The 16,322-nt window shown below is 65.7% G+C and carries 13 protein-coding genes; 7 read left to right on the top strand and 6 right to left on the bottom strand.

Annotated features, from left to right (window positions below):
• Nucleotides 1-3 precede the first annotated feature (3 nt).
• Nucleotides 4-513 carry a MarR family transcriptional regulator gene (locus ACIBJI_RS05630; protein WP_364340419.1) on the top strand — a complete coding sequence of 170 codons (510 nt, stop codon included), beginning with the start codon at nt 4-6 and terminating at the stop codon, nt 511-513.
• 50 nt (nt 514-563) lie between these two features.
• On the top strand, nt 564-1,355 hold the full coding sequence (locus ACIBJI_RS05625) for a hypothetical protein (RefSeq protein WP_397083184.1): 792 nt from the start codon (nt 564-566) through the stop codon (nt 1,353-1,355).
• A gap of 98 nt (nt 1,356-1,453) precedes the next feature.
• Here ACIBJI_RS05625 and ACIBJI_RS05620 read toward each other — a convergent pair whose 3' ends face one another.
• Together ACIBJI_RS05620 and ACIBJI_RS05615 are read right to left on the bottom strand one after the other, a co-directional pair.
• Nucleotides 1,454-2,272, bottom strand: coding sequence for an SDR family oxidoreductase (locus tag ACIBJI_RS05620; protein ID WP_364340423.1), 819 nt, complete (start codon nt 2,270-2,272; stop codon nt 1,454-1,456).
• 42 nt (nt 2,273-2,314) lie between these two features.
• On the bottom strand, nt 2,315-4,879 hold the full coding sequence (locus ACIBJI_RS05615) for a cytochrome P450 (RefSeq protein WP_364340425.1): 2,565 nt from the start codon (nt 4,877-4,879) through the stop codon (nt 2,315-2,317).
• 93 nt (nt 4,880-4,972) lie between these two features.
• Between ACIBJI_RS05615 and ACIBJI_RS05610 the strand changes: the two genes are divergently transcribed.
• Both ACIBJI_RS05610 and ACIBJI_RS05605 read left to right on the top strand, forming a co-directional pair.
• Entirely contained in the window at nt 4,973-6,250 is a 1,278-nt protein-coding gene (locus tag ACIBJI_RS05610) for a glycosyltransferase (RefSeq protein WP_364340427.1), read from the top strand.
• Nucleotides 6,247-7,005: an ABC transporter permease gene (locus tag ACIBJI_RS05605; protein WP_364340429.1), complete on the top strand. Its 759-nt coding sequence runs from the start codon at nt 6,247-6,249 to the stop codon at nt 7,003-7,005. Before ACIBJI_RS05610 ends, ACIBJI_RS05605 begins: the two co-directional genes overlap by 4 nt.
• A gap of 89 nt (nt 7,006-7,094) precedes the next feature.
• Here the strand turns inward: ACIBJI_RS05605 and ACIBJI_RS05600 are convergent, their stop codons facing one another.
• A complete protein-coding gene (locus tag ACIBJI_RS05600; protein WP_364340431.1) occupies nt 7,095-7,886 on the bottom strand; it encodes an SDR family NAD(P)-dependent oxidoreductase in 792 nt (263 codons plus the stop codon).
• A 17-nt stretch (nt 7,887-7,903) separates the two neighbouring features.
• Complete coding sequence (locus ACIBJI_RS05595; RefSeq protein ID WP_397083181.1) at nt 7,904-8,911, bottom strand: AraC family transcriptional regulator; 1,008 nt, start codon at nt 8,909-8,911, stop codon at nt 7,904-7,906.
• A gap of 102 nt (nt 8,912-9,013) precedes the next feature.
• On the opposite strand from ACIBJI_RS05595, the gene ACIBJI_RS05590 reads away from it, so the two are divergent.
• The gene (locus tag ACIBJI_RS05590) at nt 9,014-9,928 is read left to right on the top strand and encodes an MBL fold metallo-hydrolase (protein ID WP_364340436.1); all 915 of its coding nucleotides are present in this window, start codon (nt 9,014-9,016) and stop codon (nt 9,926-9,928) included.
• A 170-nt stretch (nt 9,929-10,098) separates the two neighbouring features.
• Here the strand turns inward: ACIBJI_RS05590 and ACIBJI_RS05585 are convergent, their stop codons facing one another.
• Together ACIBJI_RS05585 and ACIBJI_RS05580 are read right to left on the bottom strand one after the other, a co-directional pair.
• Nucleotides 10,099-10,665 (bottom strand): TetR/AcrR family transcriptional regulator, encoded by a 567-nt coding sequence (locus tag ACIBJI_RS05585; protein WP_040691943.1) that lies wholly within the window; start codon nt 10,663-10,665, stop codon nt 10,099-10,101.
• Between the two features lie 96 nt (nt 10,666-10,761).
• Nucleotides 10,762-13,578 carry an aconitate hydratase gene (locus tag ACIBJI_RS05580; protein WP_364340439.1) on the bottom strand — a complete coding sequence of 939 codons (2,817 nt, stop codon included), beginning with the start codon at nt 13,576-13,578 and terminating at the stop codon, nt 10,762-10,764.
• A gap of 332 nt (nt 13,579-13,910) precedes the next feature.
• Here ACIBJI_RS05580 and ACIBJI_RS05575 point away from each other — a divergent pair, with 332 nt between their 5' ends.
• Nucleotides 13,911-14,486 carry a DUF6676 family protein gene (locus ACIBJI_RS05575; protein WP_364340441.1) on the top strand — a complete coding sequence of 192 codons (576 nt, stop codon included), beginning with the start codon at nt 13,911-13,913 and terminating at the stop codon, nt 14,484-14,486.
• Between the two features lie 264 nt (nt 14,487-14,750).
• Nucleotides 14,751-16,175 (top strand): NlpC/P60 family protein, encoded by a 1,425-nt coding sequence (locus tag ACIBJI_RS05570; protein ID WP_364340443.1) that lies wholly within the window; start codon nt 14,751-14,753, stop codon nt 16,173-16,175.
• Nucleotides 16,176-16,322 lie beyond the last annotated feature (147 nt).

Genomic DNA, 16,322 nt, shown 5'->3' with positions numbered 1-16,322 from the left:
TCCATGGGTGAGATCGAACGGGATCCGGTGGATGCGATCGTCGAGCAGTGGCGCCGGGAACGGCCGGACCTCGAGTTGGAGGCGATGGGCGTGATCGGACGGCTGGGGCGGCTGCTTGTGGTCGCGCAGCGCGATATCGAGGCGGTCTTCATCGCCCATGGCTTGCAGCGCGGAGAGTTCGATGTGCTTGCCGCACTGCGTCGTTCGGGCGAGCCGTTCGAATTGAACCCGTCGGTGCTCGCCGACACGCTGATGATGTCGCGCGCCGGAATGACGGGACGGCTCGACCGCCTGGAGTCGGCGGGGCTGGTCCGGCGCATCGCGGATGCGCAGGATCGCCGCGCCATCCGGGTCGCGCTCACCGACCCGGGCCGCACGCTGATCGACAGAGTCGTCACCGCGCATACCGAGAACGAAACCAGGATGTTGTCGGTGCTCTCGGCGAAGGATCGTCGCGACCTGGACCGGATCGCTCGGGTACTGCTCGGCAGCCTCGAGGGCGGCGCGAAATGAGGTAGTTCGCTACTCGGGTGGTACGGCGGTCATCGGTTCACCATGGGGTGATGATCGATATCATCACCCTCCGCGGCACGGGTGAACCGCGGAATACCAATGGGACTCCCACCGGCATGCTGCACGATGTCACGAAACTGCTTGATCCCGACCGTTTCACCGCCTTCGAGCCGGATTGGCTCGCCTCGGTGGGGCCGAGCCCGGAACTGTGGGGCCCTTCGCTGGACACCTCGATCCGGCTCGGTGTCGCGGCGGGCGTCAAGGCGATTCAGGACTCGCCAAATGTCTGCGGACTTTTGAGCTATTCGCTCGGAAGTATCTGCGCGAGCAAGATTCTGGAGGGGGTGCGGTCGGGTCAATACAAGAACACCGACGGCTCACCCTTGGAAATCGCCTTCGCCGTCAATATCGCCAATCCGTTGCGTAAACGGGGTCAGTCGGTCGGCAATCTATGTCCGGCAACGACTTACGGCTTGCACGGCGAACACGGCGCTTGGCCCGCACTAGATGTCAAGGAGTACGCGAATCCGGGCGATATCATCACCTCGTCACCGGCTGACTCACCGCTGCGGATCATCGATATCGGAATTTCGCCGTTCTCGTTCGTCGAGGGCGCCCGCATCGGCAATGTTGCCCCGCTGATCTTCGCCGAGTTGCTGCGTTTCCTGATGAACGATCCGATCGGCAATCTCGATCGCTATGCGGCCGCGGTCAACGGGGTCATCGGTTATCTGACGCCGTGGCCGGATGGGCAGCACGTTCTCTACTCCGGACACAATATGCCCGGCACGAATGTCCTGTGGACGACCCATGCCGCCAACTATCTGAACGCCAACTACTGATCCGCCCGGGGTCGGGCAGCGAGGCGCGGTCTCGGATAGTCGGCGCCGCCGGGGGCGGATCCACCATTTTCCCGGCGGCGTCGCAGTCCAGGGGCGGCTCAATCCCCCTGTGCGGCAGCGGAAATGGGCTGCCACTCACGCCAGAGCGCCAGGCGGGATTCGTAATCCGCGGTGGCGATGGTCAGCGGGACCTCGCCGAGGAAAATGCGCAGTGGCGGCTCGGGCGCGTCGACGACCGCGAGGATGGCAGCGCGCGTGGCGGCCGGATCGCCCTGGCGCACCGCCGAACGTTGGGCGGCTCGGGCAGCCCTGGCGGCATCGTAGGCCGGGAGTGGGCTGGCATGCCGCGACGAGGGGCCCGCCCAGTCGGTGCCGAATCCGCCCGGTTCGATCAGGGTGACGTGGATCCCGAAGGGTGCGACCTCCTGGGCCAGCGCCTGGGAGAACCCCTCCAGAGCCCACTTCGACGCGTGGTACGCGCCGAGGTTCTGGAAGGCCGAGATGCCACCGATGCTCGATACCTGAACGATGTGGCCGCTGCCCTGGGCCCGCAGGATCGGCAGCGCCGCCTGGGTGACCCACAGTGCGCCGAAGACATTGGTTTCCAACTGTGCGCGGAACTCGTCCTCGCTGAGTTCCTCGATCATGCCGAACTGGCCGTAGCCGGCATTGTTGATCACGATATCGAGCCGCCCGAAGCGCTCGGCGGCCTGCTGTACGGCGGCGAAATCGCCGTCCCGTTCGGTGACGTCCAAGCGCAGCGGAAGGAAGGCGTCCGGATATTTCGCGACGAGATCGTCGAGTGTGCTGGTATCGCGCGCCGTACCGGCCACTCGATCGCCGCGCTCCAGTGCGGCGAGTGCCCATTCACGGCCGAATCCTCGTGAGACTCCGGTAATGAACCAAACTTTGCTCATGCGACCCACGCTAGTCACCTGGAGTGCACTCCAAGCAAGTATTCAACGCCGGTGCAGCGTAACCGGCAGCGCCGAGGGCGACAGGACGAAGTCTCGATTGGAGGCGCGCACCAAGTAGTTCGGGTCGGGTGTCGGGCGCCAGCGGGCCAGCAGTGCCGCGGCGGCGAGCCCGATTTCGATCATGGCGAAATGGTCGCCCAGGCAGCGACGACGGCCGACGCCGAACGAGAGGTTGGCCTTCTTGTCGATATCGGCGGCGCGTTCGGGCGACCAGCGATCCGGGTCGAAGGTTTCCGGATCGGCGTAGTAGCGCTTGTTGTGCTGAACCAGGTAGGGGGAGAACATTATTGCCGTGCCATCGGGAACGGTGAGTCCGCCGATAGTGACATCGCCGTCGGCGGTGCCCGCGCTGATCCATGGGCCCCAGAACCGAAGTGTCTCCGCCACAACCTGTTTCAGGTAGGGAAGTGCGCCGAGATGATCGGCGCGGACCGGGCCCGCTCCGACGACGGAATCGAGTTCGGCGTACAAGCGCTCGGCGATCTGTGGGCGGCGCATGACCTCGTGCCAGAGCCAGCCGGTCAATGAGGCCATCGAGCCGACGCCACCGGCCAGCATGAGGATTGCCTCATCGATGATGTGCTCATCGGACAGGGTCGCACCGGTCTCGCTGTCGGTGTGCCGGATGAGCGCCGAGACCACATCGTTGAAATCCTCGTCGCGGCGGCGGTATTCGGCGATGACGGCGCCGATGGCGGTGCGCAGGTGCCGGGCCTTGGTGCGCCAGCGCCAGTTCGAAATGAGCCGCAATCGGCGCACCTGCGGGGGGAGCGCGGTGCGCAGAATGACCTGACTGAGCAGCCACGGCACACTGTCGCGGATCTCACGCCGTGCGTCATCGCTGAAATCGGCGGTGAACAGCGTCGAGGAGACCGTGTCGAGAATGAGTCCGTGTGCCTCGTCCATCAGATTCACCTGACCGCCCGAAGGCAGTGCTGCCGACCAGGTTTCGGCGATATCGGCCGCCGCCCGCGTGTACTCGGCAAGGCGGCTCTGGCGCAGCGCGGGCGAGATCATGCGCCGCCGCAGCTTGTGTTCCTCGCCACGCAGGACATTGACCGATCCGCCCGCTACATCCTCGATAGCCTCGCGCAGATCATCCCGATTGAGTTCGGCATCGCCGAGACCGATCTCGCGGACGAGATTCGGTGTGGTGAGCAGATATCCGGTCTTCTGGCCGAACCGCAGGCGCACGATCGGGCCGAGATCGGCCAGCGAGGTCACGAAGCCGGGAGCGTCGCGTAGGGCCCGCAGGCTGTGGCCGACCAGCGGCAGCTGACCGGGAGCGGTCGGTACCTCCGAAAGCGATTGCGGCATGACCAGTTCCGGGCTGCGCGCGGACTCGGCCCGGGCCTGTCGATAGATATCGAGCACCGTCCCGATGTGCTGTGACTGACGCACCGAGTCGCCGTATTTGCCGAGGATCTGGCGCATTTCCGCGAGCGCGGAGCGATCGGCGTTGAGCGCGGCGACGGTGTCGGCAATCGCGGCAGGCGATGGATCGGCGGTGCGAATGCCGCCCCCGGGTGGGACCGATTCATCGAGATCGGGATCGCAGTAGATAATCGGCAGCCCGACCGCCACCGCCTCGAGCAGGACCATGCCCTGCGTGTCGAAGCCGTGCGAGGGGAACAGTAGTGCGTCGCCTTCGGACATGGCGGCGAGGCATTCGGCTTGAGTGGCCCTGCCGTGCAAGCGGATTCGGTCCGCGAGCCGATACTCGGCGATGGTGGCGGCCGCCTCGGGCTGCAGGTCGCCGTCACCGTAGATATCGAGAGTGCAGTCGTCGAGGTGTCGCACGGCCTCGATTGCGGCCAGCGGCCGCTTCTCGGCCGATAGCCGCCCGCACCAGATCAGCCGCAGTGGTATGTCGGCCGCGCGCTCGACAACCGGTGTGCTGCTGCTGTTTTCGATCAGCTCGTCATCGACGCCGTTGGATACCACCCGAAGTGGCCGGGTCAACCCGTGCGCGAGTAGTTGATCGGCGAAGTGCTGGGTCGGCGCGATGACCCGATCCGCGGCCTGAGCCTGACCGACGATCGTCCACCAGGCATGGCGTGCCGCACGGCTTTCGGCGCGGTGCGGCATGTGCTGATCGTGCGGTACGAACCGGCCGTGCAGCGCGCGTAGGGCCAAAGCCGCCGGATACGGTGCGAGCGAAGTGTTCTCGATGAACGCGTCGTCGCGGCTCTGGGCGGTGTGGATGAGCGGAATCCGGTGTCGCCATGCGGCTTTCATGCCAGCGATGGCTACGCCGTAGGTGGTGTGGGTGTGCACGAGGTCGATCGGGCCCCGCGCGGCGAAGGCGGCATCGATGAGTTCGGCATTGCCCTTGGTCGGCAGCACGACCGGGAATCCGTTGACAACGAGACCACCTGCGGCGCGCAGCGGCACCACATTCGGGAGCTCGTCGGCGCCCGGCTGCGGCGCGACGAACAGCGTGACGCGGTGACCTGCGCGTTCGAGTCCACGGCACAGCGAAGCGACCGCGGTCTGGACTCCGCCGAGGGTGGCCGGGTGGTAGTCCACGAACATCGCTATGTGCACAATGGCACTGTACTGACACATCGCCGCCGTGCGGAGCCCTTAATTCTGTGGACTATTCGGTCGGCCGTCAGGGCCCCGATACGAAAGAGTGCCGTGAAAATAGCGATTCCGCTCACCGGAACCCGCGGTGATGTCCAGCCCGTCGTGGCTTTGGGACTCGAGCTGCGCCGTCGCGGCCATGATGTGCTGCTCGGTGCGCCGCCGAATCTGGTCGAATTCGCCACGGCCACCGGACTTGCCGCCGTCGCCTGCGGACCGGATGTGCAGCAGCTCTACAGTTCCGACGCCGGACAGCGGGCGCTGGCGGCAGGCAACACCCTGCGGCTCATGCAATTGGTCGCTCGGCAGATGGCCGATTATGCCCAGCAGATGAATCGGGAGGTCATCGACGTTTGCACGGGCGCGGATCTGATCGTGGCGAGCACCGTTACCGAGGACCGGGCCAGTTCGGTTGCGGAGGCAATGGGGGTTCCGCTGGTCAGCCTGCATTATTTCCCCTGCCGGAGCAATGGCGCATATCCGTTTCCGGGTGCGCTACCGCCGCGGTGGAATCCGCCTGCGGCCGTAAACAGGGCGACGTGGGCGGCCGCGGAGAATCTGCGCCGCGTGGTATTCATGCGCTATCTCAACGATCTACGCGCGATCCTCGGGTTGCCGAAATCGCGGGCGAGTACCGCAGCGGTATTGGCGCGTGCGCATGTTCCCGAAGTGCAGATCTATGATCCGGCATTGGTTCCCGGATTGCCGGAAGAATGGGATGAGCGCAGGCCGTTCACCGGATTCCTGACGCTCGATCATGCTGCCCGTGCGGCCGTAGGCGATTTGGCGGGTGACCATGCGGGAATTCTGTCGTGGATCGAGGCGGGGGAACCGCCGGTGTTCTTCGGATTCGGCAGCATGCCCATTCGGGATACGGCCGCGGTGCTTGCGATGGTTACCGAGGTGTCTGCTCGTCTGGGTGTGCGGGCGTTGGTGAGTGCGGGTTGGAGTGATCTCGATATTGCCGATGCGCAGGCGGGACCGAATGTGAAGGTTGTCGGTCCGTTCGCGCACGATCTGGTTTTTCCGTACTGCGCTGCGGCGGTGCATCACGGCGGTATCGGGACGCTGTTCGAGAGTTTGCGCGCCGGACTGCCGACGCTGGTGTGCTCGGTGTCGTTCGAGCAGCCGATGTGGGGCGGGCAGGTCGAGCGTCTCGGTGTGGGTGCGCATCTGCCGTTCACGCGACTGACCGAAGCTCGATTGGAAAAAGGCGTCGCGTCGCTGCTGACATCCGAACGCCGCTCCCGCGCAGCGGAATTCGCGAAGACGCTGAGTCGCGAGGACGCCGCCGCCCGCACCGCCGACATCATCGAAGCCGCCGCCCGATGACCGACGTCTTCGCCGACACCCTCGTCATGTTCCGCCGCTGTGTCCGGCACACTCTGCGCAGCCGCGACACCCTCATCATTTCGCTGCTCATGCCGATTCTGGTGATGCTGCTGTTCACCTACGTCTTCGGCGGAGCCATCGATGTGGGTGGGCCCTATCTAGACTATGTGGTGCCCGGAATCATGTTGCTGTGCACGGGTTTCGGCTCATCGATCACCGCCACCGCCGTCTCCGCCGATATGACCCGGGGCAGCATCGACCGCTTCCGCACGCTGCCGATGTTCCGTCAGGCGGTACTCGCAGGCCACGTTGCCGAGGGCGTTGTCCGCAATCTCGCGGCCATCGCGATCGCCGTCACTGTGGCGCTCGCACTCGGCTACCGCCCCCAGGCCGGTCCACTCGGGTGGCTCGCGGCCCTCACGGTCATCACCCTGTTCGTCACCGCCATCTCCTGGATCGCCGTCGCCCTCGGCCTAGTCGCCAAGAATCCGGAAGCCGCCGGCGGCCTCACCTACGCCATCATGTTCATCCCCTACATCAGCAGCGCCTTCGTCCAAACAGCCACCATGCCCCACTGGCTGCGCGGCTTCGCCGACTACCAACCTGCCACCCCGATCATCGAAACCGTGCGCGGACTCCTGAACGCCCTCGACACCACCCGCAACGCCCCCCTCGCCCTCCTCTGGTGCGCCATCCTCGCCACCCTCGGATTCACCAGCGCCAGCATTATATTCAGCCGCCTGTCCCACCACTGACCAGCTCGTTTGCGTCGACGACCGCCGCGGCAGAGGAAGATCGAGGCGACGGTGTATTGCGGGAAATGCGTCGCATCCTGTTGTAGGGCTCAGCGCATGTCGCGGTGACCAGCGGCTAGTTCGGTCATTACCTTGTCGGCGCCGAAGAGACGCTGGACGCGGGTTGAGAGATTGGGGGCGATCAGGGCCAATATCGCGCCGAGGCGGACCGGGAGGGGGGCTACGTCGGTTTCGGCGATGTTCCGTTCGATCGCTCGGACCACGGCGTTCGCGACGTCTTCCGGGCTTCGGGTGCCGACGCCCTGTGGTAGGGCCGCGCCGGATTTGATGAACATGCCCGCGTCCCTGACGAATCCGGGGTAGATCGAGGAGACACCGATGCCGCGGCTTTGCAGGTCCTCGCGCAAGGCCAAAGCGAAGCCGCGCAGTCCGAATTTGGTGGCGTTGTACATCGCCGCCTTACCGGATGCAGCCTTGCCGGACAGAGAGTTGATGAAGACCAGATGCCCCTTGCCGCGTTCGGCCATCTGCGCACCGGCGAGGCGGGCGAGCACGATGGGGGCGCGCAGATTGACCTCCAGTGCTCGATCGATCTCGGTCAGCGAGTAGTCGAGCAGGTCGCCAGAACCGGGCAATGCGGCATTGGCGATGACGACATCGAGGTCACCGGCCTCCGCGAGCAGCTTCTCGGCACCACCCGGCACCGCGAGGTCCGCGACGATTGCGCGTGCTCCGAACTTGGTCGCGGCCTGGTCCAGTGCCTCGGCGCGGCGACCGGAGAGCACCACACTCGCCCCTCGTGCCGCGACCGCGGCGACGATCGCGCTCCCGATCCCGCCGGTCGCGCCGGTGACCAGGACACGGGCTCCGTTCAGTTCCATGTCGATGATTATGGTCCTCAGTCGACGGTGTCGGACGTGATCACGCGATCCAGCAGATGATGGAATTCCTCGGAGCTCTGGGGGGAATCTGGGGTGTCGACTGGCCCGGCAACAGCGGAGCCGTGGTGGCGGTAGCGGCCGGGTGAGGTGCCGAACTGTTTCTTGAACGCGTTGGAAAAGGCATAGGCGGTGGCGTATCCGACCTGGTCGGCAATGGCGGAAAGGGGATCGGTGGTGTCGCGGAGCAGCGCGGCGGCCCGCGTCAGGCGCCACCAGGCCAGATATCCCATCGGCGGCTGGCCCACCAGTGTGGCGAATCGGCGGGTCAGGGTGGCGCGGGAGACACCAGCTTCGGTGGCCAAGCGGTCATTGCTCCAGGACGCGGCCGGGGCGGTGTGCAGCGCCCGCAGCGCGTTGGCAGTGACCGGATCGGTGAGCGCGGCCGACCAGATACCTGTCCTGCTCTCGGTCATCCACGCGCGGACCATGTAGACCAGCAGCAAATCGAGCAGGCTCGGAACGGCGATACAGGAACCGGGGCGGCGCTCGTCGGCTTCCAGCGCTAGTAGGTCGATGGCGGCGCGGAGTTCGCGGTGATCGCCCGTGCGGGCTGGTAGGTGGATGACCGCCGGCAGCTCCGCCACAAGGGGGTGTTGCCCGCGTCGGTCGAGCCGGTACTTGCCGCACAACGCTTCGAACCCGACTGTGTCCGAGGACCTTTCGGATGCTTGCTCGGCACGCCATTGCTCGAACGGAACGGCCTGCGCCACAGTTTGCGCGTCGATGGACCGATCGGAGAGGACATGCCCGGTTCCGTGTGGCAGCAAGACTGCGTCACCTGTTCCCAGCATCACTGGATCCCCCTGATCGGGCAGCACCCAGCAGTTGCCCCGCAGGACGATATGGAACCCTGCCCCGAAGTGCGGGGCGAGGCGGGTGCACCAGTCGCGCTGGTGCGTATACAGCCGGCTCGACGACGGTTGCCCCAGGCGTATGGAAGCGATCGCGTCGCTCAGCACATCCATAAGCCGATGTTACTGAGAACACTCACTACTGAGTCGATTGGGTATCTTTGTGAGCGCAGTACCCATTGATCGACTCGCATCCGCGTCCATAGGCTCGGCGGTATGGAAAGTTCACAGAGCATCGTGCTGGGCGACGTCGAAATCTTCCGTGTCGTCGAATGGCAGGGCACCCTGATGCCGGGCACCGACCTGCTGCCCGACACCACCGATCAGATCTGGCGGGACAATACGGACTGGCTCGAGCCAGATCATTGGGAACCCGACACCGGACTGGTCGTGGGAGCGATCCAAACCTGGGTGCTCCGCAGCGGCGGTCGCACGATCCTGATCGACACCGGCGTCGGCAACGGCCGCGAACGCCCCAGCCGCGCGTTGTTTCACCACCGCCACGGCGACTTCCTGAACCGTCTTACGCAAGCCGGTGTGCACCCGCAGGCTGTCGATCTCGTGGTCAACACCCACCTGCACGGCGATCACGTGGGCTGGAACACGCACGACGTCGATGGCCAGTGGATGCCGACATTCCCCAACGCGCAGTATCTCATCCCGACCGCCGACGACACCTACTTCGGCCCCACAGGCGGCTACGCCGGCGGTCGCCGCCCCGACGACCGGCTCATCTACGAGGACAGCATCACACCGATACATCGCGCTGACCAGGCCGTCCTATGGGACGACACCTACCGCATCGATGACAATCTGACCCTGGAATCCGCACCCGGCCACACCCCCGGATCCTCGGTCCTGCACCTGGAATCCGGCACCGATCGCGCGATCTTCGTCGGTGACCTGGTGCACAGCCCGATCCAACTGCTCCACCCGTCCTGCAGCAGCTGCCTTTGTCTCGACCCACACCGGGCCGCAACCACCAGGCGCCGAATCCTCGAACAAGCCGCGGACCAACGGCAATTGGTGATTCCCGCGCATCTCGGCGGCTCGGGAGCGGTGGAAATCCGCCGCGCAGGAACAAATTTCACACTCGGCGAGTGGGCCGCCACGCCGGCAGCGCCACGCTGAGGCAAGCGCCGACCCTCCAGATTTCAACGGCCGGCGCAACCGTCGAGCGCCGGAAAAGCCCGGCCCCGGGTCAGTTCGGTTCCTCGAAAAGCACACGGGCACGGAGCACCACATAGTCGTGTATTAGAGGGCAGTCGGCCGTCGGCGGAGGGGGTCGGGTGCATACGATTTCATTCCTTGCGGCGCACCGATGCTTCGACGAGATCCAATACCGCCGAAAGGTTTTCGTTGGTGTGCCCGGACGCGATGCGGGCGATGAGACCGTCCAGCACGAGGTCCAGATATCCGAGGAGGACGTCGGTGGGAACGTCGTCGCGGAGGGCACCCGCGGCCTTGCGGCGTTCCAGGCGGGCCAGGGTGGCGGCGGTGAGTTCGGCAGAACGCTGGGTCCAACTCGCGCGGAATTCCGGATCGGTGCGCAGGCGGCGCGCGATCTCCAAACGGGTTCCGAGCCAATTGAATTGCTCCGGGTGGGCGAGCATATCGCGCATGACCTGCACCAGACCCTGATTGGCCGCGACATCGGCCATGCGGTCGGCATCTTCTTGGGCCAGGGCGAGGAAAAGGGCGTCCTTGTCCCGGAAGTGGTGGAAAATCGCGCCGCGGGACAGGCCGATGGCCTCTTCCAGACGGCGCACGGTCGCACCGTCGTACCCGTATTCGGCGAAACAGGCCCGCGCCCCGTCCAGAATCTGACTACGCCGGGCGGCGAGGTGATCATCACTGACTTTGGGCATTTCGGCGGGCTCCTCCGAGCGAAGCGGGCAATGCAATGTGAAGAGGTCCGCGCACCGCGGGTGACGCGGTGCGCGGACCTACTACGGCACAGTCGTTCAGCCGCGAATCATGTTGCGCAGCACGTACTGCAGGATGCCACCGTTGCGGTAGTAGTCGGCCTCACCGGGGGTGTCGATCCGGACCACCGCGTCGAAGGTGACCACATCGCCGTTCTCCTTGGTGGCGGTGACCTTCAAGGTCTTCGGAGTCACACCCTCGTTCAGCTTGGTGATGCCCTCGATGTCGAAGGTTTCGGTGCCGTCCAGCTTCAGCGACGCGGCCGACTCACCGGCCGGGAACTGCAGCGGAATGACGCCCATACCAATGAGGTTCGAGCGGTGGATGCGCTCGAAGGACTCGGTGATGACGGCCTTCACACCCAGCAGCGAGGTGCCCTTGGCGGCCCAGTCACGCGAGGAACCCGAACCGTACTCTTTACCGCCCAGCACGACCAGCGGGATGCCCGCGGCCTGGTAGTTCTGCGAGGCGTCGTAGATGAACGCCTGCGGGCCGCCGTCCTGGGTGAAGTCACGGGTGTAGCCGCCCGAGACATCGTCGAGCAGCTGGTTGCGCAGCCGGATGTTGGCGAAGGTGCCGCGGATCATCACCTCATGGTTACCGCGACGCGAGCCCAGGGAGTTGTAGTCCTTGCGCTCCACGCCGTGCGAGTCGAGGTACTGTGCGGCCGGGGTGCCCGGCTTGATCGGACCGGCCGGGGAGATGTGGTCGGTGGTGACCGAGTCGCCGAGCAGCGCGAGTACGCGCGCGCCCTTGATGTCCTCGACCGGAGCCGGCTCCATATCCATGCCGTCGAAGTACGGCGCCTTGCGGACGTAGGTCGAGTTCTGGTCCCACGCGAAGGTGTCGCCCTCAGGGGTGCTCAGGCCCTGCCAGCGCTCGTCGCCCTGGAAGACGGTGGCGTAGGACTTGGTGAACATATCCCGGCTGATCGCCGACTTGATGGTGTCGTCGATCTCCTGCGGGGACGGCCAGATGTCCTTCAGGAAGACGTCGTTGCCGTCGGTGTCCTTGCCCAGAGCGTCGGTCTCGAAGTCGAAGTCCATGGTGCCCGCGAGCGCGTACGCGATGACCAGCGGTGGCGAGGCCAGGTAGTTCATCTTCACGTCGGGGGAGATACGACCCTCGAAGTTGCGGTTACCGGAAAGCACCGCGGTGACCGACAGATCGTTGTCGTTGATCGCCTTGGAGATCTCCTCCGGCAGCGGACCGGTGTTACCGATGCAGGTGGTGCAGCCGTAACCGCCCACGTAGAAGCCCAGCTTCTCCAGGTACGGCCACAGACCGGCCTTCTCGTAGTAGTCGGAGACGACCTGCGAGCCCGGGGCCATGTTGGTCTTGACCCACGGCTTGGAGGACAGGCCCTTCTCGACCGCGTTACGAGCCAGCAGGGCCGCGCCCAGCATGACCGACGGGTTGGAGGTGTTGGTGCAGGAGGTGATACCCGCGACCACGACCGCGCCGTGATCGAGCACGAAGTCACCGCGCTCAGGATCGGTGACCTTGACCGGCTTGGACGGACGGCCGACACTGCCGTTGGCGGCGGACGGCAGGATCGCGTCGTCGTCGGCGAAGGACAGCACGGCCGGATCCGAGGCCGGGAAGGACTCCTCGATGGCCTCATCCAGATGCGTGTGCGGGGTGGCGGCGGCCGGGCCGGACTCCGCGTCGTTGGTGTAGTTGTGGATGTCCTTGCGGAACGCGGTCTTGGAGTCCGACAAGAGGATTCGGTCCTGCGGACGCTTCGGGCCGGCGATGGACGGCACCACGGTGCTCAGGTCCAGCTCGAGGTACTCCGAGTAGGCGGGTTCGTTGTCGGCGTCGTGCCACAGGCCCTGTTCCTTGGCGTACGCCTCGACCAGCGCGAGCTGCTCGTCGGTGCGGCCGGTGAGGCGCAGGTAGTTGATGGTCTCGCCGTCGATCGGGAAGATCGCTGCGGTGGAACCGAATTCGGGGCTCATGTTGCCCAGGGTGGCCCGGTTGGCCAGCGGCACCTCGGCGACGCCCTTGCCGTAGAACTCGACGAACTTGCCGACCACACCGTGCTTGCGCAGCATTTCGGTGACGGTGAGCACCACGTCGGTGGCGGTCACGCCCGGCTTGATCTCACCGGTCAGCTTGAAGCCGACGACGCGCGGGATGAGCATGGAGACCGGCTGCCCGAGCATGGCCGCCTCGGCCTCGATACCGCCGACGCCCCAACCCAGTACGCCCAGGCCGTTGACCATGGTGGTGTGCGAGTCGGTGCCAACGCAGGTGTCGGGATAGGCCTGGCCGTTGCGGACCATGACCGTGGGGGCCAGGTATTCGATGTTGACCTGGTGCACGATGCCGACGCCCGGCGGGACGACCTTGAAATCGTCGAAGGCGCCCTGGCCCCAGCGCAGGAACTGGTAGCGCTCGCCGTTGCGCTGGTATTCCAGGTCGACGTTGCGCTCGAGGGCGTCGGCGCGGCCGAACACGTCCAGGATGACCGAGTGGTCGATGACCATGTCGGCGGGGGAGAGCGGGTTGACCTTGCTCGGGTCGCCGCCGAGGGTAGTGACGGCCTCGCGCATCGTGGCCAGGTCGACGATGCAGGGCACGCCGGTGAAGTCCTGCATGATCACGCGGGCCGGGGTGAACTGGATCTCGGTGTTCGGCTGAGCCGATGGATCCCAGCTCGCGATGGCGCGGATGTGATCGGCGGTGATATTGGCGCCGTCCTCGGTGCGGAGCAGATTCTCCGCGAGGACCTTCAGTGCGTAGGGGAGTTTTTCGGTGCCGGGCACGGCCGAGAGACGGAAGATCTCGTAGGAGTTGCTTCCGACCTCGAGGGTGCCCTTTGCGCCGAAAGTATCGATACTTGTCGTCACGTCAGCTCCACTCGTCTGTGAGGGTGGCCGCGGGCGGGGCTGTGCCCGCGGCTGGTTTTCGAGCGACCTGCAAGCGGTCGCTACGGTTACGTGTTCGGAGGGTTCCAGCGCTGGAACGTACTGGCTCCTCGCGGCTTCGAGCCTAACAGTACGCTTGTCCTGTGAAACGCGCGGGTGCCGTTGGGTGCGCCGTCGGAAGGTGGTCCGACACTCCGTCGCGTACTGTGCTTTCGAGTTGTTCGGAGTGACCGGTGGGCCTGCACCGGTTCACCCTGCAGTGTTGGATGCCCGTCGCCTCGCGTACCGATGCGGCTCGACAGACCGGATGGAAGATGACCGTCTCGCACACCTCGGTGTTCACGCCCCTGCGCGCGGAACTCCCCCCTGGTATCGACGACAAGACGTTGACCCAGATCAAGGAGGATGTGGCCGACAACCATGTGGCCACGCCGAAGGGTAAGGACCAGGACGCGCTCGAGGCGGTCGTCGCCGATGCCCGAGCCCACGGCATCGAACTCAGCATCGTGGTGATTCCCGGTAATCCAGGCCACGACTCCAATCTACGTGACCTGGCAACCGAGGTCGGCACCACCGAGCACGGAACCGTGGTTGCGCTCAGTGACGACTGGGTCGGCACCTACAGCGATTCGATCAGCCGGGTGAAGCTGGAATGGGCTGAGGACGCGTCCAAGAGCACCCAGGGTCATTCGGCGCAGGCGGCGCAGATTTTCATCGATCGGCTCGAGCAGCCGGAGAAGGTCTCCTGGACTGCGATCACCAGCGTGTTGCTTGTCGGCACGGCGGCGGTGGTCGGTGGTCTCTACTGGGTGAAGTCGCGCCGTTCTGCCGAGCGGGCTGTGCCGGTAGGGGTTTCGGCTCGCGGCGACGACCGGGATCTCATCTCGTAGCGAGTATCCGCTCAGCTACTTTTCGTGCCGGCCGGTTTGTTTTTCCCGGCCGGATCCCCATACCTATATGGCTATTTCTTGGCAACGGCCAAATTACACGCCTGTAGTTCTGTTGCCAGAGTTTCTTTGGTGAATGATGTGTCGTACGGTTCGAATGTTTACTGATGGGGAAAGAGTGTTCAGAGAGCTATCTGTGCACCACTGAGCGCGATGGGTCGCAGGGGGCTCGTGAGGTTAAGCCTGGTCGGGTCCTTGGGAGGTGCGATGCGCAACAACGGCGTTGCCGGTTCTCGGCGTCCGCTGTCGGTCGCTCTGGGGTTGCTGGTCACTGCCGCCGTGTTCGTCACGGCAGGGCCGGTCGCCGCGGTGCCGCCTGCTCCACCCAACCCGAGCGATAGCCAGATCGCCGACGCCGGCGCGCAGGCCGACGCCAGGGTGACCGAGGTCGGCGCGCTGATCAACCAGGTCGCGGCGACGGATCAAAAGCTGCGGGAACTCGACGCCGCCATTGCGCAGAAGCGCGAGGAGGTCAACAAGGCGCTGGTCGATCTGCAGGACGCCCGCGACGCAGCCGACGCTGCCGCGGCCGCGGTGGTGCAGACCCAGCGCGAACTGAGTGAGGCCGGAACTCAGGTCGACCAGGCCAGGCGCAACTTCGACCAGTTCGCGGTGCAGGCATACACCCGGCCCGCGGCGAGCTCCATCGTCACCTATCTGTCCTCGGCCACCCCGGATGTCGCGCTCAACCGCGCCCAGGTGTTCACGCTGGTATCGAAGAATCAGCAGTCGGTGCTCGACTCGCTGCGCCGCGCCCAGATCGCACAAGGCAATAGGAATGCCAGTGCGCGCCAAGCGAAATCGGCCGCCGACGCGGCCGCCGCGGTGGCCGAACAGAAAAAGACCGACGCGGAAAACGCCGTCGCCGCGGTGCGGGCCGAACAGGATCAGCAGGCGGCGCAGCGGGAGGGCCTACTACGCGAGCGCACGGCGGCGCAGGGCCGCCTCGACCAGGCGCGCGCGAATGTGGCCGGGCTGCAAGGGCAACGCGAGGCCTATCTGGCCTGGGACGAACAGCGCAAGGCCGAGGAGGCCGCCATCCGCGCGGCGGCCGCGGCCGCCGCCGCACGTGCGGCCCAGGATCAGGCCGCCAAGGACCGCGCGGCGCAGGCGGGCGAGGGCAAGCGGCCGCATATCCAGATGCAGGATTCGCCGCCGCGCCAAACCCGCCCGCGCGCCACCGGCCCGACCATGCCGTCGATCACCGGCTCGCAGGCGATCGAAACCGTGGTCGACCGGGCCATGTCGCAGATCGGTGTCGTCTATGCCTGGGGCGGTGGCGATGAGGACGGGCCGACCCTCGGCATCCACGACGGCGGTGTCGCCGACAGCTTCGGCGATTACAACAAGGTCGGCTTCGACTGCTCGGGTCTGATGATCTATGCCTTCGCTGGTATCGGCGTCTCACTGCCGCACTACAGCGGGTATCAATACAACGCGGGCACCAGAGTGCCCGTCGCCGAGCGCAGCCGCGGTGACATGCTGTTCTGGGGCCCGAACGGCAGCGAACATGTCGCGCTCTACCTCGGAAACGGGAAGATGGTGGAGGCGCCGCAATCCGGCGAGGTGGTACGGGTTTCTCCGGTGCGCGAGGGCGGCATCATGCCGTACGCGGTGCGGATCGTCACCTGACCCCTAGGCTCGTCTGGTAACCCTAGGCTGGGCCGCGCCGCGAACCCGACCGCGAACCTGTTGATTTGCCGTGATCTCGGGTCCGGTTGCGGCATATGCGGCCATTACCTGGAATAGTTGTGGCAGCACGCACAGGACCAAAGCGAA

The sequence above is a fragment of the Nocardia sp. NPDC050408 genome, assembly GCF_044458905.1.
Taxonomy (GTDB): Bacteria; Actinomycetota; Actinomycetes; order Mycobacteriales; family Mycobacteriaceae; genus Nocardia.
This window is presented reverse-complemented; position numbering and strand designations above follow the sequence as displayed.